27 protein-coding genes are annotated in these 22,701 nt (G+C 44.1%); all 27 read right to left on the reverse strand.

Annotation, left to right across the window (positions count from 1 at the left end):
• Positions 1-11: 11 nt before the first annotated feature.
• A complete protein-coding gene (gene rpsE, locus L1611_RS19230; protein ID WP_225067071.1) occupies positions 12-512 on the reverse strand; it encodes a 30S ribosomal protein S5 in 501 nt (166 codons plus the stop codon).
• Between the two features lie 21 nt (positions 513-533).
• Positions 534-896 (reverse strand): 50S ribosomal protein L18, encoded by a 363-nt coding sequence (gene rplR / locus L1611_RS19235; protein WP_236315311.1) that lies wholly within the window; start codon positions 894-896, stop codon positions 534-536.
• Positions 897-928: 32 nt separating this feature from the next.
• Positions 929-1,468, reverse strand: coding sequence for a 50S ribosomal protein L6 (rplF, locus tag L1611_RS19240; RefSeq protein ID WP_236315312.1), 540 nt, complete (start codon positions 1,466-1,468; stop codon positions 929-931).
• A gap of 33 nt (positions 1,469-1,501) precedes the next feature.
• The gene (gene rpsH, locus L1611_RS19245) at positions 1,502-1,900 is read right to left on the reverse strand and encodes a 30S ribosomal protein S8 (RefSeq protein WP_225067068.1); all 399 of its coding nucleotides are present in this window, start codon (positions 1,898-1,900) and stop codon (positions 1,502-1,504) included.
• A gap of 30 nt (positions 1,901-1,930) precedes the next feature.
• On the reverse strand, positions 1,931-2,116 hold the full coding sequence (gene rpsN / locus L1611_RS19250) for a 30S ribosomal protein S14 (RefSeq protein ID WP_225067067.1): 186 nt from the start codon (positions 2,114-2,116) through the stop codon (positions 1,931-1,933).
• Positions 2,117-2,137: 21 nt separating this feature from the next.
• Positions 2,138-2,677: a 50S ribosomal protein L5 gene (gene rplE / locus L1611_RS19255; protein ID WP_236315313.1), complete on the reverse strand. Its 540-nt coding sequence runs from the start codon at positions 2,675-2,677 to the stop codon at positions 2,138-2,140.
• A 26-nt stretch (positions 2,678-2,703) separates the two neighbouring features.
• Positions 2,704-3,015 carry a 50S ribosomal protein L24 gene (gene rplX, locus L1611_RS19260; RefSeq protein ID WP_236315343.1) on the reverse strand — a complete coding sequence of 104 codons (312 nt, stop codon included), beginning with the start codon at positions 3,013-3,015 and terminating at the stop codon, positions 2,704-2,706.
• A gap of 51 nt (positions 3,016-3,066) precedes the next feature.
• Positions 3,067-3,435, reverse strand: a complete 369-nt coding sequence (gene rplN / locus L1611_RS19265; RefSeq protein WP_221569179.1) for a 50S ribosomal protein L14 — start codon at positions 3,433-3,435, stop codon at positions 3,067-3,069.
• A 46-nt stretch (positions 3,436-3,481) separates the two neighbouring features.
• Positions 3,482-3,745 carry a 30S ribosomal protein S17 gene (gene rpsQ, locus L1611_RS19270; RefSeq protein WP_236315314.1) on the reverse strand — a complete coding sequence of 88 codons (264 nt, stop codon included), beginning with the start codon at positions 3,743-3,745 and terminating at the stop codon, positions 3,482-3,484.
• A 21-nt stretch (positions 3,746-3,766) separates the two neighbouring features.
• A complete protein-coding gene (gene rpmC / locus L1611_RS19275; protein ID WP_225067063.1) occupies positions 3,767-3,970 on the reverse strand; it encodes a 50S ribosomal protein L29 in 204 nt (67 codons plus the stop codon).
• Positions 3,960-4,394 (reverse strand): 50S ribosomal protein L16, encoded by a 435-nt coding sequence (gene rplP / locus L1611_RS19280; protein WP_221569182.1) that lies wholly within the window; start codon positions 4,392-4,394, stop codon positions 3,960-3,962. Before rplP ends, rpmC begins: the two co-directional genes overlap by 11 nt.
• Positions 4,395-4,396: 2 nt before the next feature.
• On the reverse strand, positions 4,397-5,056 hold the full coding sequence (gene rpsC, locus L1611_RS19285) for a 30S ribosomal protein S3 (RefSeq protein ID WP_225067062.1): 660 nt from the start codon (positions 5,054-5,056) through the stop codon (positions 4,397-4,399).
• 3 nt (positions 5,057-5,059) lie between these two features.
• Positions 5,060-5,401, reverse strand: a complete 342-nt coding sequence (gene rplV, locus L1611_RS19290) for a 50S ribosomal protein L22 (RefSeq protein ID WP_225067061.1) — start codon at positions 5,399-5,401, stop codon at positions 5,060-5,062.
• 20 nt (positions 5,402-5,421) lie between these two features.
• Positions 5,422-5,700, reverse strand: coding sequence for a 30S ribosomal protein S19 (gene rpsS / locus L1611_RS19295; RefSeq protein WP_225067060.1), 279 nt, complete (start codon positions 5,698-5,700; stop codon positions 5,422-5,424).
• A 57-nt stretch (positions 5,701-5,757) separates the two neighbouring features.
• Entirely contained in the window at positions 5,758-6,588 is an 831-nt protein-coding gene (gene rplB / locus L1611_RS19300; protein WP_225067059.1) for a 50S ribosomal protein L2, read from the reverse strand.
• A 27-nt stretch (positions 6,589-6,615) separates the two neighbouring features.
• Positions 6,616-6,906: a 50S ribosomal protein L23 gene (gene rplW, locus L1611_RS19305; RefSeq protein WP_225067058.1), complete on the reverse strand. Its 291-nt coding sequence runs from the start codon at positions 6,904-6,906 to the stop codon at positions 6,616-6,618.
• The gene (rplD, locus tag L1611_RS19310; protein ID WP_225067057.1) at positions 6,906-7,529 is read right to left on the reverse strand and encodes a 50S ribosomal protein L4; all 624 of its coding nucleotides are present in this window, start codon (positions 7,527-7,529) and stop codon (positions 6,906-6,908) included. The genes rplW and rplD overlap by 1 nt, the downstream gene beginning before the upstream one ends.
• 17 nt (positions 7,530-7,546) lie before the next feature.
• Positions 7,547-8,185, reverse strand: a complete 639-nt coding sequence (gene rplC / locus L1611_RS19315) for a 50S ribosomal protein L3 (RefSeq protein ID WP_236315315.1) — start codon at positions 8,183-8,185, stop codon at positions 7,547-7,549.
• A 38-nt stretch (positions 8,186-8,223) separates the two neighbouring features.
• Positions 8,224-8,532 (reverse strand): 30S ribosomal protein S10, encoded by a 309-nt coding sequence (gene rpsJ, locus L1611_RS19320; RefSeq protein WP_221569190.1) that lies wholly within the window; start codon positions 8,530-8,532, stop codon positions 8,224-8,226.
• 617 nt (positions 8,533-9,149) lie between these two features.
• Entirely contained in the window at positions 9,150-10,340 is a 1,191-nt protein-coding gene (tuf, locus tag L1611_RS19325; RefSeq protein WP_236315316.1) for an elongation factor Tu, read from the reverse strand.
• Between the two features lie 120 nt (positions 10,341-10,460).
• Positions 10,461-12,539, reverse strand: a complete 2,079-nt coding sequence (fusA, locus tag L1611_RS19330) for an elongation factor G (RefSeq protein WP_236315317.1) — start codon at positions 12,537-12,539, stop codon at positions 10,461-10,463.
• 51 nt (positions 12,540-12,590) lie between these two features.
• Positions 12,591-13,061: a 30S ribosomal protein S7 gene (gene rpsG / locus L1611_RS19335; protein ID WP_236315318.1), complete on the reverse strand. Its 471-nt coding sequence runs from the start codon at positions 13,059-13,061 to the stop codon at positions 12,591-12,593.
• A gap of 314 nt (positions 13,062-13,375) precedes the next feature.
• Positions 13,376-13,798: a 30S ribosomal protein S12 gene (gene rpsL, locus L1611_RS19340; protein WP_221569194.1), complete on the reverse strand. Its 423-nt coding sequence runs from the start codon at positions 13,796-13,798 to the stop codon at positions 13,376-13,378.
• Between the two features lie 110 nt (positions 13,799-13,908).
• Positions 13,909-14,157, reverse strand: coding sequence for a 50S ribosomal protein L7ae-like protein (locus tag L1611_RS19345; protein WP_225067053.1), 249 nt, complete (start codon positions 14,155-14,157; stop codon positions 13,909-13,911).
• Between the two features lie 86 nt (positions 14,158-14,243).
• Positions 14,244-17,867 carry a DNA-directed RNA polymerase subunit beta' gene (rpoC, locus tag L1611_RS19350; RefSeq protein WP_236315319.1) on the reverse strand — a complete coding sequence of 1,208 codons (3,624 nt, stop codon included), beginning with the start codon at positions 17,865-17,867 and terminating at the stop codon, positions 14,244-14,246.
• A gap of 35 nt (positions 17,868-17,902) precedes the next feature.
• Positions 17,903-21,445: a DNA-directed RNA polymerase subunit beta gene (gene rpoB, locus L1611_RS19355; RefSeq protein WP_236315320.1), complete on the reverse strand. Its 3,543-nt coding sequence runs from the start codon at positions 21,443-21,445 to the stop codon at positions 17,903-17,905.
• 452 nt (positions 21,446-21,897) lie between these two features.
• Entirely contained in the window at positions 21,898-22,500 is a 603-nt protein-coding gene (locus L1611_RS19360; protein ID WP_236315321.1) for a class I SAM-dependent methyltransferase, read from the reverse strand.
• Positions 22,501-22,701: the final 201 nt, after the last annotated feature.

The raw sequence follows: 22,701 nt of genomic DNA on the forward strand, positions 1-22,701 counted from the left end.
AAAATCCCTCCTTAACCTAATAGTTCTTCAACTGATTTGCCGCGTAATTTCGCAACGTCCTCAGCACGTTTTAGATTTTTAAGTCCGTTGATTGTTGCACGTACCATGTTGATCGGGTTGTTGGATCCTAATGATTTAGATAGGATGTCACCAACTCCAGCCAACTCTAGTACTGCACGTACAGGTCCTCCAGCGATGACTCCTGTACCCTCAGATGCAGGCTTCAACAATACGTTACCCGCTCCATATCGTCCGTTGATCTGGTGAGGAAGCGTAGTGCCAACAATCGGTACACTGATAAGATTCTTCTTCGCATCTTCGATAGCCTTGCGGATCGCTTCTGGTACCTCTTGTGCTTTACCAGTACCGAATCCTACATGACCGTTTTTATCTCCAACTACCACAACCGCAGCAAAGCGAAAGCGACGTCCGCCTTTTACAACCTTTGCCACACGGTTTACGGTAACAACACGTTCTTCAAGTTCTAGTTTGTTTGGATCGATTCCACGCATGATTGGATTTCCCTCCTTCTATTAAAATTGTAGTCCAGCTTCACGAGCTGCGTCTGCCAGTGCTTTCACACGTCCGTGATAAATGTAACCACCGCGGTCGAATACAACTACTTTATGTCCAGCTTCAACTGCACGCTTAGCGATTTCTTCGCCGACTTTCTTAGCAGCTTCAACATTTCCACCATTATCAACATCTACGTTAGAGTCTAAAGTAGATGCAGATAACAACGTAACTCCGTTTTCATCATCAATCAATTGAGCGTAAATGTGCTTTGATGAGCGGAATACGTTCAAGCGAGGACGTTCTGCTGTTCCGAAAATTGTACGGCGCACACGAGCATGTCTTTTCTTACGCGCAGTATTTTTGTCTTGCTTCGTAATCATCCTACGCCACTCCTTTCCGTAATCTTACGTTACTATTTACCAGTCTTACCTTCCTTACGACGAACATATTCTCCTTCGTAACGGATACCTTTACCTTTATACGGTTCTGGAAGACGAACAGAGCGAATATTCGCTGCTACCGCACCAACACGTTCTTTGTCGATACCTTTCACGATTACTTTCGTATTCGCTGGGACCTCAACCTCGATTCCTTGTTCAGGGACGATCTCTACAGGGTGTGAGTATCCAACATTCAATACTAGTTTGTTACCGGATTTGTTAGCACGGTATCCAACCCCTACTAGTTCAAGAGCTTTTTGATAACCGTTCGAAACACCCTCGATCATGTTACCGATAAGACTAGCTGTCGTTCCGTGAAGAGATTTGTGGTCTTTGTGATCGCTTGGGCGTTCAACAGTGACCTTGTTATCTTTGATGTTGATTTTCATGTCCGGGCTAAAAGAGCGAGTCAACTCACCTTTAGGGCCTTTGACAGTCACGACGTTGTTGTCTTTCTTATCAACTGTCACGCCGCTTGGAATTTCTAAGTGTTTGTTACCAATACGAGACATTCAGGCTGCACCTCCATTCTTTCTTTCTTTCGATTACCAAACGTATGCTAAGACTTCTCCGCCAACCTGTTGGTTACGAGCGTCTTTATCAGTCATAATACCTTTTGATGTTGAAACTAGTGCGATTCCTAGTCCACCAAGTACACGTGGTACTTCATAAGCTTTCGCATAGACACGCAAACCAGGCTTACTGATTCTCTTAAGGCCAGTAATAACACGTTGGTTGTTTTGACCGTACTTTAAGAAAATACGAATAACTCCTTGCTTGCTATCTTCGATATACTCGACATCACGTACGAACCCTTCGTTCTTAAGGATTTCTGCGATTTCTCTTTTGAGCTTTGATGCAGGAACCTCTAATTTATCGTGCCCTACAGTATTTGCATTACGAATACGAGTTAACATATCTGCAATTGGATCTGTCATGACCATTACTAATTACCTCCTTCCCGACAATGGGTTTTACCAGCTAGCTTTTTTGACGCCAGGGATTTGACCTTTATATGCAAGTTCGCGGAAACAAATTCTGCAAAGCTTGAATTTACGGATTACGGAATGCGGACGTCCGCAGCGTTCACAACGAGTGTATTCTTGAACTTTGAATTTCTGTTTACGCTTTTGTTTAGCGATCATTGATTTTTTCGCCACAGTTTTCCCTCCTTTGGCTCATTATTTTTGGAACGGCATACCTACTTGAAGAAGTAGTTCACGAGCCTCTTCGTCAGTGTTCGCAGTAGTGACGATAACAATATCCATACCGCGCACTTTGTTGACCTTATCATAATCAATCTCTGGGAAAATAAGCTGTTCTTTCACTCCAAGAGTGTAGTTTCCGCGACCGTCAAATGATTTCTTAGAAACACCACGGAAGTCACGTACGCGTGGAAGAGAAACACTGATCAGCTTGTCGAGGAATTCGTACATACGCTCACCGCGCAATGTAACCTTTGCACCGATTGGCATACCTTCACGCAGCTTGAATCCAGCGATGGACTTCTTTGCCTTTGTGACGACCGGCTTTTGACCAGCGATTTCAGTTAGTTCTTCAACGGCAACATCAAGAGCTTTCGCGTTGGAAACAGCATCACCGATCCCCATGTTGATAACGATCTTTTCGATTTTTGGTACTTGCATCACAGATGTATAGTTGAACTTCTCTTGTAGAGAAGGAACGATTTCTTTTTTGTATCTTTCTTGTAGACGATTCATTCTAGGTAACCTCCTTTCAACAAAGCTTATTTATCAAGTGCTTCTCCTGACTTTTTAGCAACACGTACTTTCTTCCCGTCCACATCTTTATATCCTATACGAGTAGGTTCATTTGATTTAGGGTCGATCAACATAACGTTAGAAGCATGGATAGATGCTTCAACATTAAGGATTCCACCTTGTGGATTATCTTGAGAAGGCTTGGCGTGCTTCTTCACAACGTTAATTCCTTCAACAACAACACGGTTGTTTTTAGGTAACGCTTGAAGGACTACTCCTTGCTTCCCTTTATCCTTACCTGAAATAACTTGAACTTTATCGCCTTTTTTCACGTGCATTTTAGGCATAGCGATTTGCGCACCTCCTTACAAGACAGAGCTTGAATTTTATTAAAGAACTTCTGGCGCTAATGAAACGATTTTCATAAATTGATTGTCACGAAGTTCACGCGCGACAGGTCCGAAAATACGTGTTCCTCTTGGGCTCTTGTCGTCACGTACGATTACTGCAGCATTCTCATCGAAACGGATGTAAGATCCGTCTGGACGGCGCATGCCGCGTTTAGAACGTACGATTACTGCACGAACGACTTCACCTTTCTTGACAACGCCACCTGGTGTTGCGGATTTAACAGAACACACAACCATATCACCGATGTTCGCATACTTACGTCCAGATCCACCGAGGACCTTGATAGTTAGCAGTTCACGAGCTCCAGAGTTGTCAGCGACTTTTAAGCGTGATTCTTGTTGAATCATTTACGTGTACCTCCTTTCGGACTGAAGATATCGATCCGAACTTTTATTAGATGATGATTGATTCTTCTACTACTTCTACTAGACGGAAGCGTTTATCTTTAGATAACGGGCGAGTTTCCATGATTTTAACAACGTCACCCATCTTAGCAGTGTTGTTTTCATCATGTGCCTTGAACTTTTTAGAGTACTTTACACGCTTACCGTACAATTTATCATTTTTATAAGTTTCAACCAGTACTGCGATCGTCTTATCCATTTTGTCGGATACGACACGACCTACGTATACTTTACGTTGATTGCGTTCGCTCATTTTTTAAGTCCTCCCTTCAATTTAGGCGTTCGTAATTCCGAGCTCGCGTTCGCGCAAAACAGTTTTTGCACGTGCAATGGCTTTACGGACTTCACGAATGCGGGCAGGGTTCTCTAATTGGCCAGTTGCTAATTGAAAGCGAAGGTTGAATAACTCTTCTTTAAGAGTTTTAACGTTCTGTTCGATTTCTGCAGTGGTTAAGTTACGGAAATCATTAGCTTTCATTTGTGTCACCACCCACTTCTTCGCGTTTTACAAATTTTGTTTTGATTGGCAGCTTGTGAGATGCAAGACGAAGTGCTTCGCGAGCTACTTCCTCTGATACTCCAGCTATTTCAAACATGATTTTCCCTGGCTTTACGACTGCAACCCATCCTTCTGGCGCACCTTTACCGGAACCCATACGTACTTCTAGAGGCTTCGCTGTGTAAGGCTTAGAAGGGAAAATTTTAATCCAAACTTTACCGCCACGCTTCATGTAACGCGTCATCGCGATACGAGCCGCTTCAATCTGACGGTTAGTGATCCAAGACGATTCAACTGCTTGTAGGCCGTATTCACCGAATGCGATTTCCTGGCCGCCTTTTGCGCGCCCGCGCATTTTACCACGGTGTTCTCTACGATATTTAACACGTTTTGGCATCAACATAATTATTTTCCTCCTTCCTCTTGTTTCGTTCCTTTCGTTGGAAGGACTTCACCACGATAGATCCAGACTTTAACGCCTAATTTACCGTAAGTAGTGTCTGCTTCGGCAGTTCCATAGTCGATATCTGCACGAAGAGTGTGAAGCGGAACAGTTCCTTCACTGTAGGATTCAGAACGAGCGATATCAGCGCCACCTAGACGACCTGATACTTCCGTTTTGATCCCTTTCGCACCTGCACGCATCGCACGTTGGATCGTTTGCTTCATAGCACGACGGAACGAAATACGATTTTCAAGCTGACGAGCAATGTTTTCTGCAACGAGCTTGGAATTTAGATCTGCTTGCTTGATTTCAAAGATATTTACATGAACTCTTTTACCTGTCAGATCGTTAAGGGATTTACGAAGTGCTTCAACTTCAGAACCACCTTTACCGATGACCATACCAGGCTTAGCAGTTTTGACTGTGATGTTCACACGGTTTGCTGCACGCTCGATTTCAACCGCTGAGACAGCTGCATCCTTCAAACGATTTTCAATGTATTCACGAATTTTGATGTCTTCATGTAATAGATCAGCGTAATCTTTGTCCGCGTACCATTTAGATTCCCAGTCACGGATGACGCCGACACGAAGTCCTATTGGATTTACTTTTTGACCCACGATTTATCCCTCCTTCTTTTCTGAAACTACGATCGTAATATGACTTGTGCGTTTATTGATGCGGCTTGCACGACCCATAGCACGTGGGCGGAATCGTTTCAATGTTACACCTTCATCAACACATGCAGTCTTAATTACCAAATTGTTCGGTTCCAACTCATAGTTGTGTTCTGCGTTTGCGATTGCAGAATTGAGTACCTTTTCAATGATTGGAGACGCTGCTTTTGGTGTGTGACGCAAAATTGCAATCGCTTCTCCAACTTCCTTTCCTCGAATGAGATCGACGACTAGGCGAGCTTTACGAGGAGCAATTCGAACCTGTTTTGCAACAGCTTTAGCTTCCATTCGGAGTACCTCCTCTCTTGTTAACGTCTTGTTTTCTTATCATCAGCTGCGTGGCCTTTGTATGTGCGTGTAGGTGCAAATTCACCTAGCTTGTGTCCGACCATGTCTTCAGTCACATATACTGGCACGTGCTTACGTCCGTCATAAACGGCAATTGTGTGTCCGATGAAATCCGGAAAAATAGTAGAGCGACGAGACCAAGTCTTGATGACCTTCTTGTCATTCGCTTCGTTAAGAACTTCTACCTTTTTCATTAAGTGATCATCCACGAAAGGTCCCTTTTTCAAACTACGACCCATGTTTGTACCTCCCTTCGCGATTGCGCTACGGTTCTTTTGAACCGTAGTTCAATCCCGTTATTTTTTACGACGACGTACGATATATTTGTCACTTGGCTTGTTCTTCTTACGAGTCTTGTATCCAAGTGTAGGTTTGCCCCATGGAGACATTGGTGATTTACGTCCGATAGGTGCACGTCCTTCACCACCACCATGCGGGTGATCGTTAGGGTTCATAACAGATCCACGTACAGTCGGGCGTTTGCCCATCCAACGAGAACGACCTGCTTTACCGATGTTGATCAATTCGTGCTCCAGGTTTCCAACTTGACCGATTGTCGCACGGCAAGTCAATAGGATACGGCGAGTTTCACCTGAACGAAGACGTACAAGTGCATAACGCTCTTCCTTACCTAGTAGTTGTGCTTCTGCTCCAGCAGAACGAACAAGTTGACCTCCGCGACCAGGCTTCATTTCGATATTGTGGATGGTAGTACCAACCGGGATATCTTTAAGAGCCATAGCATTTCCAGTCTTGATGTCCGCTTCTGGTCCAGACATGATTTCCTGTCCTACTTGCATGCCTTTAACAGCAAGGATATAACGCTTTTCTCCGTCAGCATAGTGGATAAGCGCAATGTTGGCAGAACGGTTCGGATCATATTCGATCGTAGCAACGCGTCCTGGTATTCCATCTTTGTCACGTTTGAAGTCGATGATACGATACTTCCGCTTGTGGCCTCCACCTTGGTGACGTGTAGTAATACGCCCCTGGTTGTTACGTCCAGCTTTTTTGCTTAATGGCGCTAACAACGACTTTTCGGGCTGATCTGTTGTGATTTCACTAAAATCAGATGATGTCATATGACGACGACCATTTGATGTTGGTTTATACTTTTTGATAGCCATTTTACGGTCCCTCCTTTACGAGTAAGCTTATACTCCTTCGAAGAAATCGAGTTCTTTACTATCAGATGTCAACTGCACAATCGCTTTTTTGCGCTTTGCAGTGTATCCGAAGTAACGACCTACACGTTTCTTCTTCCCTTTGTAATTTTGTGTGTTGACATTTTCGACTTTGACACCGAAAATTTCTTCTACCGCGTCTTTGATCTGGGTTTTGTTAGCACGAGGATCAACCTCGAACGTGTATTTCCCTTCACCCATGATTTCTGTAGTTCTTTCAGTGATAACGGGGCGCTTAATGATTTCACGTGCGTCTGCCATTATGCGAGCACCTCCTCTACCTTTTCTACAGCATCTTTCGTCATGAATAATTTATCGTGGTTCAGCACATCCAACACGTTTACACCGTCAGCAGTTACGATAGTAACTCCAGGGATATTACGAGCGGATAAAGCTACGAATTCGTTATAATCACCAGTAACGACAAGCGCTTTTGCTGCTGTAGAGAAGTTAGCTAACACTGTAGCCATCTCTTTCGTTTTTGGAGCTTCAAACTTAAGCTCATCCAATACGACCACGCTGTTTTCTTGCACTTTAGAAGAAAGGGCAGATTTGATCGCTAAGCGACGTACTTTTTTAGGCAGCTTGTAACTGTAGCTTCTTGGTGTTGGTCCGAATACCACACCACCGCCTACCCATTGTGGAGAGCGAATGGATCCTTGACGAGCACGTCCTGTACCTTTTTGACGCCAAGGTTTGCGACCTCCACCTCTTACCGCAGAACGGTTTTTCACAGCATGAGTTCCTTGGCGGCTTGATGCTTGTTGCATGACAACTGCATCGAAAAGCACATCTTCATTTGGTTCAATTCCAAATACATTGTCATTTAATTCGATATCTCCGATTTCAGAACCGGATTGGTTATAAAGCGTTACTTTTGGCACCGGTGTATCCTCCTTTCTTACTTAGCTTCTTTTGCCTTAACTGCAGATTCTACTGTTACGTAGCTCTTTTTCGCACCAGGTACGTTACCTTTTATCAATAGCAGGTTGCGCTCAGCGTCAACTCTAGCGATTTCAAGGTTTTGCACTGTAACTGTGTTTCCACCCATACGTCCAGGTAGCTTTTTACCTTTGAAAACGTGCATTGGGTCAACAGCACCCATTGAACCAGGGCGACGGTGGTAACGGGAACCGTGAGTCATCGGTCCGCGAGATTGTCCATGCCGCTTGATCACACCTTGGAATCCTTTACCTTTTGATGTTCCAGTTACGTCGACTATGTCGCCTTCCCGGAAAATATCCACTTTGACTTCCTGACCAACTTCATAGTCCGCTAATTCTACATTGCGAACCTCTTTAATGTAGCGCTTAGGGTTTGTGTTCGCTTTTTCAGCATGGCCCTTTGCAGGTTTGTTCGTACGAGATTCTTTCTTGTCAGCATAACCGATTTGGATTGCCTCATAGCCGTCGTTTTCAGCTGTCTTCTTTTGTAGAACAACGTTCGGAGCAGCTTCGACAACAGTTACAGGAATTACCTCACCGTTCTCTGCAAAGATTTGAGTCATACCGATCTTTTTACCTAAGATTCCTTTGGTCATTCGTCACACCTCCTAATATATCCTTAAAATTTTTAATTTTATAGCTTGATTTCGATATCTACGCCAGATGGCAGATCCAAACGCATTAGTGAATCGACCGTTTGTGGCGTCGGCTCGATAATGTCGATCAAACGCTTATGTGTGCGCATTTCAAACTGTTCACGAGAATCTTTGTACTTGTGAACCGCACGCAAGATTGTGTATACAGACTTTTCAGTTGGCAGCGGGATTGGTCCCGATACCTTTGCACCAGATCTCTTAGCAGTTTCTACGATCTTCTCACCAGATTGATCCAGGATACGGTGATCATAAGCTTTTAAACGAATACGAATCTTTTGCTTTGCCATTATTTCCCCTCCTTCTCGTCCATTGATATAGACAATTCTCAGTAGAAATTTACCGAACGTTCCCGCCATGGCAAAGGGGCCGGGTGTGTCCGCAACCTTCTACTTCATCGCAAATTGATGGCCAACATTATAGATTATACTAGAGTCGCAAGGGTTTTGCAAGCAACAATAGTATAAACAAGTATTCAGCCACACTTGAACTATTATAATGGTTTTACCAATGATTTGCAAGGAATTTTTGAATAGGATCGTAATTTTTTGGGGACGGATATTTTCCGGATCATTTAGAAGAGGAATTTTTTGATTGAGAGGGAAGTTTAGACTAGATTTATCTCAAAACGGGAAAGATCACGCCAAATTACACATTTGCGATGAATAATACGATTAAAAACCTTGCGATTATCATTCATTTCTATAAGTCAGTTGTTCGAAAAGGCTCCTGAATTCTTCTGAATAGATCAAAAAAGTATTTATCTCAACGATTAAGAGCCTGAACGCTACAACTTCATAATTATCTCGACAACTCGTAAATTAACTCGACAACACCAGGATTATGGTAACAGCTAAAAATATCCATAAAAAAAGCACTCCGCAAATACGGAGTGCTTTCCATTCTATTACTCAACGATAGATGTTACAACACCAGAACCTACTGTACGTCCACCTTCACGGATAGAAAAACGAGTTCCATCTTCAATCGCGATTGGAGCGATCAATTCTACTATCATTTCAATGTTGTCCCCAGGCATAACCATTTCAGTTCCTTCTGGAAGAGCAATCGTTCCAGTTACATCCGTTGTACGGAAGTAGAACTGTGGGCGATAGTTAGCGAAGAATGGAGTGTGACGTCCACCTTCTTCTTTAGAAAGGACATAAACTTCTGCTTTAAACTTAGTGTGAGCTTTAACAGTTCCTGGCTTAACAAGAACTTGGCCACGCTCGATGTCATCACGGGAAACACCACGAAGTAGGGCACCGATGTTGTCACCAGCTTCAGCATAGTCAAGAAGTTTACGGAACATTTCTACACCAGTAACAGTCGTTTTCTTAGGAGCTTCAGTAAGTCCAAGAATTTCAACTTCGTCACCGACTTTGACTTGTCCACGTTCCACACGTCCAGTAGCAACAGTACCACGACCAGTGATTGAGAACACGTCCTCAACTGGCATCATGAATGGCTTGTCAGTGTCACGTTCTGGAGTTGGGATGTACTCATCAACTGCATTCATAAGTTCGAAGATTTTCTCTTCCCACTCAGCGTCTCCTTCGAGAGCTTTAAGAGCAGAACCTTTAATTACTGGTACATCGTCACCAGGGAAGTCGTATTCAGAAAGAAGGTCACGTACTTCCATTTCTACTAGTTCAAGTAGTTCTTCATCGTCTACCATGTCACATTTGTTCATGAACACTACCAAGTTGGGAACACCTACGTTACGAGAAAGTAGGATGTGCTCACGAGTTTGAGGCATTGGGCCGTCAGCAGCAGAAACAACAAGGATTCCGCCGTCCATTTGTGCAGCACCAGTGATCATGTTTTTAACATAGTCAGCGTGTCCAGGGCAGTCAACGTGTGCATAGTGACGGTTGTCTGTTTCGTACTCAACGTGTGCAGTAGCGATTGTGATTCCACGCTCACGCTCTTCTGGAGCACCATCGATTTGATCGTATGCACGAGCTTCACCTTTACCAGACTTCTTGTGAAGTACAGTAGTGATTGCTGCAGTCAATGTAGTTTTACCATGGTCAACGTGTCCAATTGTACCAATGTTAACGTGGTCTTTGGAACGGTCAAATTTTTCTTTTGCCATGAGTTATGTTCCTCCTTTAAATATAAAAGATAGTTGTTTTTTATTTGTAAGATAGATAAAGCTTAACTTCACCTATCTTAGCTTACAATAAATATACTTCTTAGTACAAGTCGTAAACGATTACTGTCCGCTTACTTTTTTGATGATTTCTTCTGAAATTGACTTTGGTACTTCTTCGTACTTTTCAAAGTGCATTGTGTAAGTTCCGCGCCCTTGCGTTCTTGAACGCAGGGTAGTTGCGTAACCGAACATTTCAGAAAGTGGTACCATAGCACGGATAACTTGAGCATTACCACGAGCTTCCATACCTTCGACTCTACCACGGCGAGAAGTTACATCACCCATGATATCTCCCATGTATTCTTCTGGTACAACAACTTCAACTTTCATCATCGGCTCAAGAAGAACTGGAGAACAATATTGTTTAGCGTTTTTCAATGCCATGGATCCTGCAATCTTGAACGCCATTTCGTTTGAGTCGACATCGTGGTATGAACCATCATAGATTGTTGCTTTAAGGTCGATTACAGGATAGCCTGCAATCATCCCGTTCTGCAATGCTTCTTCGATTCCGTTTTGTACCGCTGGAATATATTCACGTGGTACAACCCCACCGACGATTTTGTTCTGAAATTCAAATCCCGCACCCTCTTCGTTTGGTTCGAATTCAATCCAAACGTGTCCGTATTGTCCTCGTCCACCGGATTGACGTACGAACTTACCTTCAACTTTCGCGCCTTTGCGGATTGTTTCACGGTAAGCAACTTGAGGAGCACCAACATTTGCTTCAACTTTAAACTCACGACGCATACGGTCAACGATGATATCAAGGTGAAGTTCACCCATTCCAGAAATGATCGTTTGTCCAGTTTCCGTGTTCGTTTCAGTTTTGAATGTTGGATCTTCTTCCGCTAATTTAGCTAGAGCGATAGACATCTTGTCTTGGTCAGCCTTGGATTTAGGCTCAACAGATAATGAGATAACCGGCTCTGGGAAGTCCATTGATTCAAGGATTACCATGTCGTTCTCTTCACAGAGAGTGTCACCAGTAGAAGTATCCTTCAATCCAACGGCAGCAGCGATATCTCCTGCATAAACAGTTGAAATCTCTTCACGAGAGTTTGCGTGCATTTGCAGGATACGTCCGACACGCTCACGCTTATTCTTCGTAGAGTTCTTGATGTATGATCCAGAATCAAGTGTACCAGAGTACACACGGAAGAATGTCAGCTTACCAACGTAAGGGTCAGTCATAACCTTGAAAGCCAAGGCAGCAAATGGACCGTTGTCGTCGGACTCACGTGTCACTTCTTCTTCAGACTCAGGCAGGAAACCTTTGATTGCCGGTACATCTAGTGGAGATGGTAAGTAATCAAGTGTAGCATCCAGTACAAGTTGAACACCTTTGTTCTTAAATGCCGAACCACAAAGAACCGGGTAGAATTCAACGTCAACAGTACCTTTACGGATACCAGCTTTCAGCTCTTCAACTGTAAGCTCTTCACCTTCTAGGTATTTCATCATTAGGTCTTCATCTAATTCAGCTACTGCTTCAACAAGCTTTCCGTGATATTCTTCAGCGAGCTCTTTATACTCGTCAGGAATTTCACCTGCTTGTGTACGGGTTCCAAGATCATCCTCATAGAAGTAAGCTTTCATTTCTACAAGGTCGATGATACCTTCGAAGTCATCCTCAGCACCGATTGGAAGCTGGATCGCATGTGCGTTAGCACCTAGGCGCTCACGAAGTGTTCCAAGTGAGTAGATGAAGTCTGCTCCGATTTTGTCCATCTTATTGATGAACACGATACGTGGTACATGGTATGTCGTCGCTTGACGCCATACTGTTTCTGTTTGCGGTTCAACACCAGATTGAGCGTCAAGGACCGCTACTGCTCCGTCTAATACACGTAATGAACGCTCAACTTCAACTGTGAAGTCTACGTGTCCTGGTGTGTCGATGATATTAATACGGTGGTCTTTCCATTGTGCAGTAGTAGCCGCGGAAGTAATTGTAATTCCGCGCTCTTGTTCCTGCTCCATCCAGTCCATTTGTGAAGCTCCCTCGTGAGTTTCACCAATTTTGTGGATACGACCTGTATAAAATAAGATACGTTCAGTCGTAGTTGTCTTACCGGCATCAATGTGAGCCATAATCCCGATATTACGTGTATCTTTTAAGGAGAACTCTCTTGCCATAGGGTCTTTCTCCTTCCTTCGAATATGATTGATAGTTTGTTTTCTCTTATTTTACCAACGATAGTGAGCGAATGCTTTGTTCGCTTCAGCCATCTTATGCATGTCTTCACGCTTCTTGACAGAAGCACCAGTGTTGTTAGCTGCATCCATGATTTCGTATGCTAGTCTCTCTTCCATCGTTTTTTCTCCACGAAGACGAGAGTAGTTAACCAACCAACGAAGTCCAAGTGTTGAACGACGCTCTGGGCGTACTTCAACTGGTACTTGATAGTTTGCACCACCAACACGACGAGCTTTTACTTCAAGAACTGGCATGATATTCTTAAGTGCTTGGTCAAGTACTTCCATTGGATCCTGGTTTGTTTTCTCTTGCACGATGTTGAACGCATTATATAAAATCGTTTGCGCTACACCTCTTTTTCCATCAACCATGATTTTGTTGATTAGGCGTGTCACAAGTTTAGATTTATAAATTGGATCTGGTAATACATCACGACGTTCTACAGGTCCTTTACGAGGCATGTAGTCCCCTCCTTTCAATCGTTGTTAAAATTATTGTGAGTGTTCAAAAGCGATGGTACACCGTTCATCATTTGATGACTTTTTCAATGAAGGTTCAAAAGTTAGCGAATCAGGAACAAGAAGTTCAAGGCGCGATGGTTTTGAGGACCGGAATGTATGTGTTCAATACATGAGGACCGGTAAAACCAAGCACAAGAATAAACTTCGGAAGCGATACCTCGCACGAAGGAAAAGTGATTTCCTTTTTCGAGGAACGCAGAAATTCGCCGTTCATCATTTGATGACTTTTGAAACTACCTTTTTGAACTACCTATTTATTTCTTTTCGTCTTTAGGCTTCTTCGTTCCATACTTAGAACGGCCTTGTCTACGGTCATTGACTCCAGCAGTATCGAGTGCACCACGAACGATGTGGTAACGTACTCCCGGCAAGTCCTTGACACGACCTCCGCGGATAAGTACAACACTGTGTTCTTGCAGGTTGTGACCAATTCCAGGAATGTAAGCTGTAACTTCGATCTGGTTAGTCAAACGGACACGCGCATACTTACGAAGTGCAGAGTTCGGCTTCTTAGGTGTCATTGTACCAACACGTGTACAAACACCGCGCTTTTGCGGAGAAGAAAGATCAGTATTCACTTTCTTGAAGCTGTTGTAGCCTTTGTTCAGTGCTGGCGAGTCAGATTTCTTACCTTTTGAATGACGACCCTTACGTACCAATTGGTTAATAGTAGGCATTTTATATCCTCCCTTCTAATACTTGTATTCCTAGCCCACACATCCAGGTGGTTCATTTTGGGACAAAATAAAGTTTTTGCGCAGGGCTAAACAGCCCTGGCAAAAACATTTTATCCTATTATCGCAACCGTTGCAGCCCCAACGTCAATCCCGCAAGCTTTGCCAAGCTTTTTCATCGAGTCGACGTTTGTGACAGGAACGCTTTTTTCTCTTGCGATGTGAACGACTTTAATCGTTACACGCTGATCTGCATCATTTGCAACGATTAGCTCTTTCACTTCCCCATTCTGAAGGGCTTTTATTGTTTGCTTGGTGCCAACAATAAAATTTGTGGCCTGCGTTACTTTTTCATAAGACATTTGTTCAGATATCCTCCAAAGTTTAACAGGTTATATGAAAGCACTCCGTTATATTATCAGAGTTGAAAAATGTTGTCAACAAACAATTAATCTTGTGTGACTAATTCTTCTGCAGGAACAGATTCTTCAGTCGGTTCCAATTCGGTTTCCCCGCCTGCTGGCACGATGTTACGGTAGCGCGCCATCCCTGTTCCAGCTGGTACAAGCTTACCGATGATCACATTCTCTTTCAGTCCAAGCAACTCATCTCGCTTGCCTTTAATCGCTGCATCAGTCAGGACACGCGTCGTTTCCTGGAAGGAAGCTGCTGATAAGAATGACTCGGTTTCAAGAGATGCTTTTGTAATTCCGAGCAAGACTGGCCGCCCTGTAGCTGGTTGACCGCTTTCTAACAGGACTTGTGTGTTGACATCTGTGAATTGGTTGATGTCGACAAGCGATCCTGGTAAGACGTTTGTATCTCCAGCTTCGATGACACGGACTTTACGCATCATTTGACGGACCATTACCTCAACGTGCTTATCACCGATTTCTACCCCTTGCATACGGTATACTTTCTGTACCTCACGAAGCAAGTAGTTCTGGACTGCGTCAACACCAGAAACTTTCATCAATTCTTTCGGATCGATCGAACCTTCCGTCAGTTCTTGGCCTGCTACAATCTTATCGTCTACTTTCACTTTGATACGTGCACCGTAAGGGATTGTGTAAGAACGGCTTTCCACTTCACCTTGAACAGTGATTTCTCGCTTATCCCGAATTTCATTGATCGCTGTAATCGTTCCATCAAGTTCAGAAATGACCGCTTGACCTTTCGGGTTACGTGCCTCAAACAATTCCTGGATACGAGGTAGACCTTGGGTGATGTCATCTCCCGCAACCCCGCCTGTATGGAATGTACGCATTGTAAGCTGTGTTCCTGGCTCACCGATTGATTGAGCAGCGATGATACCGACAGCTTCTCCCACTTCCACTTCAGTACCGGTTGCGAGATTTCGTCCATAACATAGGTTACATACACCGTGACGAGTGTTACATGTGAACGCCGAACGGATGACGACCTCTTCAATTCCCAGGTCGATGATTTCTTTGGCAATGTCTTCTGTGATCAAGTCGTTACGTCCGACAATGACAGAATCATTTTCAGGATGATGGATGGTCTTGAATGCTACCCGACCAATCAATCTCTCCTCAAGTGGTTCAATAACTTCATTTCCTTCTTTAATTGCCCGGACAGTCAGACCGCGGTCGGTTCCACAGTCTTTTTCACGGACGATTACATCCTGGGCAACGTCAACAAGACGACGAGTCAGATAACCTGAGTCAGCAGTCTTAAGTGCTGTATCGGCAAGACCTTTACGAGCACCGTGCGTGGAGATGAAGTATTCAAGAACCGTAAGACCTTCACGGAAACTGGATTTGATCGGAAGTTCAATGATCTGACCAGCCGGGTTGGCCATCAGTCCACGCATTCCAGCAAGCTGTGTAAAGTTAGATGCGTTACCACGGGCACCTGAATCACTCATCATGAAGATCGGGTTATATGGATCCAAGGAAACCATCAGCTTTTCTTGGATTGCATCTTTTGCGTTACTCCAGATGGAAATGACACGATCATAACGTTCTTCTTCTGTAATAAGTCCTCTACGGAACTGCTGTAATACTTTAGTGACTTTCTCTTCCGCTTCTTCAAGGATTTCCTTCTTTTCAGAAAGGACGACGATGTCAGATACACCAACAGTGATACCTGCTTTAGTAGCGTATTTGAATCCTAAATCCTTCATTCGGTCAAGCATTCGAGAGGTTTCGGTGATTTTGAATCGTTTGAATACCTCAGCGATGATTTTTCCTAAGATACCTTTCTTGAAAGGCGGAATCAATTCGCGTTTATCAAGTTCCTCTTTCAAATCAACAGTCGGATCGATAAAGTATTTCTCTGGTGTTGCTACTTCCAGGTTATACTCAGTCGGCTCGTTGATATAAGGGAATGACGGCGGTAAGATTTCATTGAAAATCAACTTACCGATTGTCGTGATTAATAATTTACGGTTTTGCTCTTCAGTGAATGATCCTTTCCCGAGCGCTTTCGCCGGGATTGCGACACGAGTGTGAAGATGGACATAACCATTTTGATATGCTGTCAAAGCTTCATTCGCATCGTTGACGATCATTCCTTCCCCGATCGCACCTATTCGCTCAAGAGTAAGGTAGTAGTTACCTAATACCATATCCTGAGACGGTGTAACAACCGGCTTGCCATCTTTCGGGTTCAGAATGTTCTGCGCAGCAAGCATCAAAATGCGAGCTTCCGCTTGTGCTTCAGCTGATAATGGCACGTGGACAGCCATCTGGTCTCCATCAAAGTCCGCATTGTATGCAGTACATACTAATGGGTGAAGACGGATTGCACGCCCTTCGACCAATGTCGGTTCGAATGCCTGGATTCCCAAACGGTGAAGTGTAGGTGCACGGTTCAATAGAACTGGGTGCTCTTTGATGACCTCTTCCAGTACATCCCATACTTCAGGCTGGACGCGTTCAACTTTACGCTTGGCACTCTTAATATTATGAGCAAGGCCTTTATTGACCAATTCCTTCATGACGAAAGGCTTGAACAGTTCAAGTGCCATCTCTTTCGGGAGGCCACACTGATACATCTTCAGGTTCGGACCTACAACGATAACGGAACGACCAGAATAGTCGACACGTTTACCAAGCAGGTTCTGACGGAAACGACCTTGTTTCCCCTTCAACATATGGGAGAGGGACTTCAATGGACGGTTTCCTGGTCCCGTTACAGGTCTTCCTCGGCGTCCGTTGTCGATCAATGCATCTACCGCTTCCTGGAGCATGCGCTTTTCATTTTGGACAATGATGTTCGGTGCTCCAAGATCCAATAGCCGCTTCAGACGGTTGTTACGGTTGATGACTCGACGGTATAAATCATTGAGGTCGGAAGTCGCAAAACGACCACCGTCCAATTGGACCATCGGACGAAGTTCCGGGGGAATGACCGGCAACACTTCTAAAATCATCCATGACGTAAGGTTTCCTGAATGACGGAACGCTTCAAGCACTTCAAGACGCTTGATTGCACGTGTACGTCTTTGTCCTTGAGCTGTCTTCAGTTCTTCTTTCAGGACATTCACTTCTTTATCGAGATCGATATCTTCAAGAAGCTTCTTGATTGACTCGGCACCCATTTGTGCACTGAATCCCTGTCCATACTTTTCGCGGTAAGAACGGTATTCTTTTTCAGATAAAAGCTGCTTCTTCTCAAGTGGTGTTTCACCTGGATCTGTCACTACCCAGGAAGCGAAATAAATCACTTCTTCAAGGGCTCTAGGTGACATATCGAGCACAAGGCCCATTCTGCTTGGGATTCCTTTGAAGTACCAGATATGAGAGACTGGTGCCGCAAGTTCGATATGTCCCATTCGTTCACGTCGAACTTTTGCACGTGTAACTTCTACTCCACAGCGGTCACAGACAACACCCTTATAGCGGACGCGCTTGTATTTACCACAGTGACATTCCCAGTCTTTTTGCGGACCGAAAATTCTTTCACAGAAAAGCCCGTCTTTCTCCGGCTTCAACGTACGGTAGTTAATCGTTTCCGGTTTCTTGACTTCACCACGAGACCAAGATCGGATTTTATCAGGTGAAGCAAGACCTATTTTCATATACTCAAAGTTATTTACATCGATCAAGGGGTCTACCTCCCTTATGATATGCTGCTATACCCTTATTCACCGACAGATTGGGTTTCTACGTTCAAGTTCAATTTATCGTTAGAGTTTTCCTCTTCATCGTCCAATTCACGCATTTCGATTTCTTGTTCATCACTTGTAAGCATCTTGACATCCATTCCAAGGCTCTGAAGTTCTTTGATCAAGACTTTGAAGGACTCCGGAACACCTGGTTCTGGGACGTTTTCGCCTTTGACGATCGCTTCGTACGTCTTCACACGTCCAACAACATCATCGGACTTTACTGTGAGGATTTCCTGAAGCGTATAGGCTGCGCCGTATGCTTCAAGCGCCCAAACCTCCATCTCACCGAATCGCTGTCCACCGAATTGCGCTTTACCACCAAGTGGCTGCTGGGTTACGAGTGAGTAAGGTCCTGTAGAACGAGCGTGCAGCTTATCGTCTACCATGTGAGCAAGTTTGATCATATACATGACCCCGACTGAGATACGGTTATCGAATGGTTCACCTGTTCGACCATCGTAAAGCACTGATTTACCATCTCTTGAAAGACCAGCTTCCTCAAGCGTTTCCCAAACATCTTCTTCACGTGCTCCGTCAAATACAGGCGTAGCCATATGAAGTTTCAGCTGTCTAGCTGCCATACCAAGGTGAAGTTCCAATACCTGACCGATATTCATACGTGATGGCACCCCTAGCGGGTTTAACATGATATCGATCGGTGTACCATCTGGAAGATACGGCATATCTTCTTCAGGCAGGATTCTTGAAATTACACCCTTGTTACCGTGACGTCCAGCCATCTTATCTCCCTCATGGATCTTACGCTTCTGTACAATGTAAGCACGGACGAGCTGGTTGACTCCTGGAGGCAATTCATCCCCGTCTTCACGGTTGAATACTTTCACATCATGGACGATACCGTCCCCGCCATGAGGTACACGAAGTGATGTATCGCGGACTTCGCGGGCTTTTTCACCGAAGATCGCATGTAGGAGACGTTCTTCAGCAGTCAATTCTGTCACACCTTTTGGCGTAACTTTACCGACAAGAATATCTCCATCTTTCACTTCAGCACCGACACGAATGATTCCACGTTCATCCAGGTTCTTCAGTGCATCTTCACCGACATTTGGAATGTCACGTGTAATTTCTTCTGGTCCTAGCTTTGTATCACGGGCTTCAGATTCGTATTCTTCAATATGAATGGAAGTATAGACATCATCTTTTACAAGGCGTTCGCTCATGATGACCGCATCCTCGTAGTTATATCCGTCCCATGTCATAAATCCAACGAGTACGTTACGGCCTAGGGCAAGTTCACCAAGTTCCATCGATGGTCCATCAGCCAGGATTTCACCTTTGGTCACTCGGTCTCCCTGACTGACAATCGGGCGTTGGTTATAGCAAGTACCCTGGTTTGAACGGACGAATTTCATCAAGTTATAACGATCAAGGTCACCTTTTACTTCTTTACCGTCTACAGTTTCGATACGGCGTATATATACACGAGCAGCAGAAACCTTCTCGACGATCCCTTCATGTTTACAAATGACAGCAGCCCCGGAGTCTTTGGCCGAAACGTGTTCCATTCCTGTTCCGACAATCGGTGACTCAGGAACCATCAACGGTACTGCCTGACGCTGCATGTTCGCTCCCATCAATGCCCGGTTAGAGTCATCGTTCTCAAGGAACGGGATACATGCGGTTGCTGCAGAGACGACCTGTTTAGGGGATACATCCATATAATCGATCTTGTCGCGTTTTGCGATCGTGTTCTGGTCGCGATAACGCGCGATGACCTCTTCATCGACAAATGATCCATCTTCAGCAAGCTTTGCGTTTGCCTGTGCAACGACGTAATTATCTTGTTCATCGGCTGTCAAGTAATCGATTTGAGCCGTCACTTTCCCTGTTTCAGGGTCGACTCGGCGATAAGGAGTTTCAATGAATCCATATTCGTTGACTTTGGCATAGCTTGAAAGAGAGTTGATCAGTCCGATGTTCGGACCTTCAGGCGTTTCGATCGGACACATACGGCCATAGTGGGAGTAGTGAACGTCACGCACTTCGAATCCAGCACGTTCCCGCGTCAAACCACCAGGACCCAATGCAGATAAACGACGTTTATGCGTAAGCTCTGCCAATGGATTTGTCTGATCCATGAATTGGGAGAGCTGTGAGCTTCCGAAAAATTCTTTTATCGATGCAATTACCGGTCTGATGTTGATAAGAGCTTGCGGCGTGATCGCATTCGTATCTTGGATCGACATACGCTCACGGACAACACGCTCCATACGGGATAGTCCGATACGGAATTGGTTCTGTAAAAGTTCTCCTACAGAACGGAGACGACGGTTGCCAAGATGATCGATATCATCCGTCAGCCCTACACCATGCAATAGGTTGAAGAAATAATTGATTGAGGCAATGATGTCAGCTGGCGTGATGTTTTTAATTGTACGGTCGATCTGACCGTTTCCGATCACGTTGATCACCTGGTCCTGCTCACCTTCGACAGGAGAGTATATTTTAATAGATTGAAGTCGGACTGGTTCATCTTCAATCACTCCGCCAGCAGGTATAATTTCTTTAAATGCTTCATCTTTTTCTAAAGCTGGAAGGATTCGTTCAAGAAGACGACGATCAAGCACCGTTCCTTCTTCAGCGATCACCTCTCCAGTTTCAGGATCTGCAATTGTTTCAGCTAAGCGCTGATTGAATAAGCGGTTCTTGATATGAAGCTTTTTGTTAATCTTATAGCGCCCAACGTTCGCGAGATCATAACGCTTCGGATCAAAGAAGCGGGACTCTAATAGACTTTTAGCATTATCAACTGTAGGGGGTTCCCCTGGACGTAAACGCTCATAAATTTCAAGAAGCGCTTTTTCTGTACCTTCTGTATTATCTTTTTCTAGTGAATTACGAAGGTACTCATCTTCCCCTAGCAAATCGATGATTTCTTGATCAGAACCAAACCCTAATGCACGCAACAAGACCGTTACCGGTATTTTACGAGTACGGTCGATCCGAACATGGACAACATCTTTAGCATCTGTTTCAAGTTCTAACCATGCACCTCGGTTTGGAATTACCGTAGCTGTGAAACCTCTCTTGCCGTTTTTGTCCAATTTTTGATTGTAATAAACGCTCGGTGAACGAACGAGTTGTGAGACGATTACACGTTCTGCTCCGTTGATGATGAAAGTACCTGTGTCCGTCATCAAAGGGAAATCTCCCATGAACACTTCTTGTTCTTTCACTTCACCTGTCTCTTTGTTAATCAGGCGTACCTTAACACGAAGCGGAGCGGCATAGGTGACGTCTCGCTCCTTGGACTCCTCTACAGAATACTTAGGCTCTCCTAAACTATAATCGATGAATTCAAGCACTAAGTTACCTGTGAAATCCTCAATTGGAGAAATGTCATGGAACATCTCTCTCAAACCCTCATCAAGAAACCATTGATAGGAGGAAGTTTGGATTTCAATGAGGTTTGGAAGTTCCAAAACTTCATTAATTCTTGCATAGCTTCTCCGTTGGCGGTGGCGTCCAAACTGAATGAGTTGACCTGTCAACTGATTCACCCCTCAAATCCAGCATAGTATCGTAAAGCAACTAGTTATATAAACTAGAAAAATGAAGCATACACCATTTTTATATAGTGGATACTTTGTTCCCTTCATACCCTGCAGTTTAACATCCGGGCAGAAAATCTACCAGATGCCATCTGTTAGAGTAAAAAGAAAACTTGGCTAATGCCAAGCTAAAAGATAGCGACAATAGCCTTAACACCTCAAGGTAGATCCTAAAGGCTCTTGCACTTTTACTTTGAAAGCAACTCTTCCACTTTCATGACGTGCAAAAAGAAAAAAAGGGTTATATAACCACATTTTTTCCAAATCAACAAATGATTATACTATTTTTCCCACACCATTTGATTTTTATGCAATTTTGCCCTAAAAAGTCACATGGTGAAAATACACGTATCTTTGGCATTTTATAATATTACCATAGACCCAAATGCGAGTCAACATTTTTTCGCGCGAATAATAAAGTAACCTTTTTTCCGCTCAACGACTTCCACTTCCTCGAAGATCGACTCCATCTTTTCAATCGCCGAGGGCGCACCTTGCTTCTTTTGGATGACAACCCATAGTTCACCTTCGTTTGCAAGATGTTCATGGGCTTGCTCGAAAATAGAGTGGACAACACTCTTCCCTGCGCGAATTGGGGGATTGGTCAGAATGGCACTAAAGTCTTTTTCTTCGACACGATCATATAAGTCGCTTTGGTAAATGGTCACATTGTCGACTTGATTACGGAGTGCATTCTTTTTTGAAAGTTCGATTGCTCGCTCGTTGATATCGACCATGGAAACTGAGGTGTCTGGATAAGATGCTGCAATGGACAATCCAACCGGGCCATACCCACAGCCCATATCCAGAATATCACCATCTGTCTCAGGTTTTTCAAAAGTTTCTATTAAAAGCCTGCTTCCGAAATCTACTTCATTTTTCGAAAACACGCCCGCATCTGAATAGAACCTGAATGTGCGGCCTCTTAACGTAAACGACCAATCTTTAATATTGCTTTCTGAAACAGGTTTACTTGAATAATAATGATCTCCCATTTTGCCATCTCCTTAGACTACCTGCTTTGAGCGAAGGAAGTTCTAACATCTTGTATAACTATTTGGTCAAGCAATTATACATCCTATAAACCTGGAATTCACTTAGTAAAGAAAAGCCCAAACGCCCTGATCAGCCACGAAGGTCACTGGAAGTCCGACGAGGAGGCTCGAACCAAACAAAGTTCGGTTCTGCGTGGGTAA

Origin of the sequence: Pseudalkalibacillus salsuginis (assembly GCF_021646685.1) — a bacterium.
Classification (GTDB): domain Bacteria; phylum Bacillota; class Bacilli; order Bacillales; family Fictibacillaceae; genus Pseudalkalibacillus; species Pseudalkalibacillus salsuginis.

What these genes read in the sequence shown, in the direction of transcription:
- rplC (WP_236315315.1), bottom strand. Translation starts at nt 8,185, where the DNA reads ATGACCAAAGGAATCTTAGGTAAAAAGATCGGTATGACTCAAATCTTT.
- L1611_RS19345 (WP_225067053.1), bottom strand. Translation starts at nt 14,157, where the DNA reads ATGTCTTATGAAAAAGTAACGCAGGCCACAAATTTTATTGTTGGCACC.
- rpmC (WP_225067063.1), bottom strand. Translation starts at nt 3,970, where the DNA reads ATGAAAGCTAATGATTTCCGTAACTTAACCACTGCAGAAATCGAACAG.
- rplX (WP_236315343.1), bottom strand. Translation starts at nt 3,015, where the DNA reads ATGCACGTGAAAAAAGGCGATAAAGTTCAAGTTATTTCAGGTAAGGAT.
- rplB (WP_225067059.1), bottom strand. Translation starts at nt 6,588, where the DNA reads ATGGCTATCAAAAAGTATAAACCAACATCAAATGGTCGTCGTCATATG.
- rpsL (WP_221569194.1), bottom strand. Translation starts at nt 13,798, where the DNA reads ATGCCTACTATTAACCAATTGGTACGTAAGGGTCGTCATTCAAAAGGT.
- rpsS (WP_225067060.1), bottom strand. Translation starts at nt 5,700, where the DNA reads ATGGGTCGTAGTTTGAAAAAGGGACCTTTCGTGGATGATCACTTAATG.
- tuf (WP_236315316.1), bottom strand. Translation starts at nt 10,340, where the DNA reads ATGGCAAAAGAAAAATTTGACCGTTCCAAAGACCACGTTAACATTGGT.
- L1611_RS19360 (WP_236315321.1), bottom strand. Translation starts at nt 22,500, where the DNA reads ATGGGAGATCATTATTATTCAAGTAAACCTGTTTCAGAAAGCAATATT.
- rpsH (WP_225067068.1), bottom strand. Translation starts at nt 1,900, where the DNA reads ATGGTCATGACAGATCCAATTGCAGATATGTTAACTCGTATTCGTAAT.
- rplN (WP_221569179.1), bottom strand. Translation starts at nt 3,435, where the DNA reads ATGATTCAACAAGAATCACGCTTAAAAGTCGCTGACAACTCTGGAGCT.
- rpsG (WP_236315318.1), bottom strand. Translation starts at nt 13,061, where the DNA reads ATGCCTCGTAAAGGACCTGTAGAACGTCGTGATGTATTACCAGATCCA.
- rplF (WP_236315312.1), bottom strand. Translation starts at nt 1,468, where the DNA reads ATGTCTCGTATTGGTAACAAACACTTAGAAATTCCAAGCGGCGTGACA.
- fusA (WP_236315317.1), bottom strand. Translation starts at nt 12,539, where the DNA reads ATGGCAAGAGAGTTCTCCTTAAAAGATACACGTAATATCGGGATTATG.
- rpsQ (WP_236315314.1), bottom strand. Translation starts at nt 3,745, where the DNA reads ATGAGCGAACGCAATCAACGTAAAGTATACGTAGGTCGTGTCGTATCC.
- rplP (WP_221569182.1), bottom strand. Translation starts at nt 4,394, where the DNA reads ATGTTGATGCCAAAACGTGTTAAATATCGTAGAGAACACCGTGGTAAA.
- rpsE (WP_225067071.1), bottom strand. Translation starts at nt 512, where the DNA reads ATGCGTGGAATCGATCCAAACAAACTAGAACTTGAAGAACGTGTTGTT.
- rpsJ (WP_221569190.1), bottom strand. Translation starts at nt 8,532, where the DNA reads ATGGCAAAGCAAAAGATTCGTATTCGTTTAAAAGCTTATGATCACCGT.
- rplW (WP_225067058.1), bottom strand. Translation starts at nt 6,906, where the DNA reads ATGGCAGACGCACGTGAAATCATTAAGCGCCCCGTTATCACTGAAAGA.
- rplV (WP_225067061.1), bottom strand. Translation starts at nt 5,401, where the DNA reads ATGGAAGCTAAAGCTGTTGCAAAACAGGTTCGAATTGCTCCTCGTAAA.
- rplR (WP_236315311.1), bottom strand. Translation starts at nt 896, where the DNA reads ATGATTACGAAGCAAGACAAAAATACTGCGCGTAAGAAAAGACATGCT.
- rplE (WP_236315313.1), bottom strand. Translation starts at nt 2,677, where the DNA reads ATGAATCGTCTACAAGAAAGATACAAAAAAGAAATCGTTCCTTCTCTA.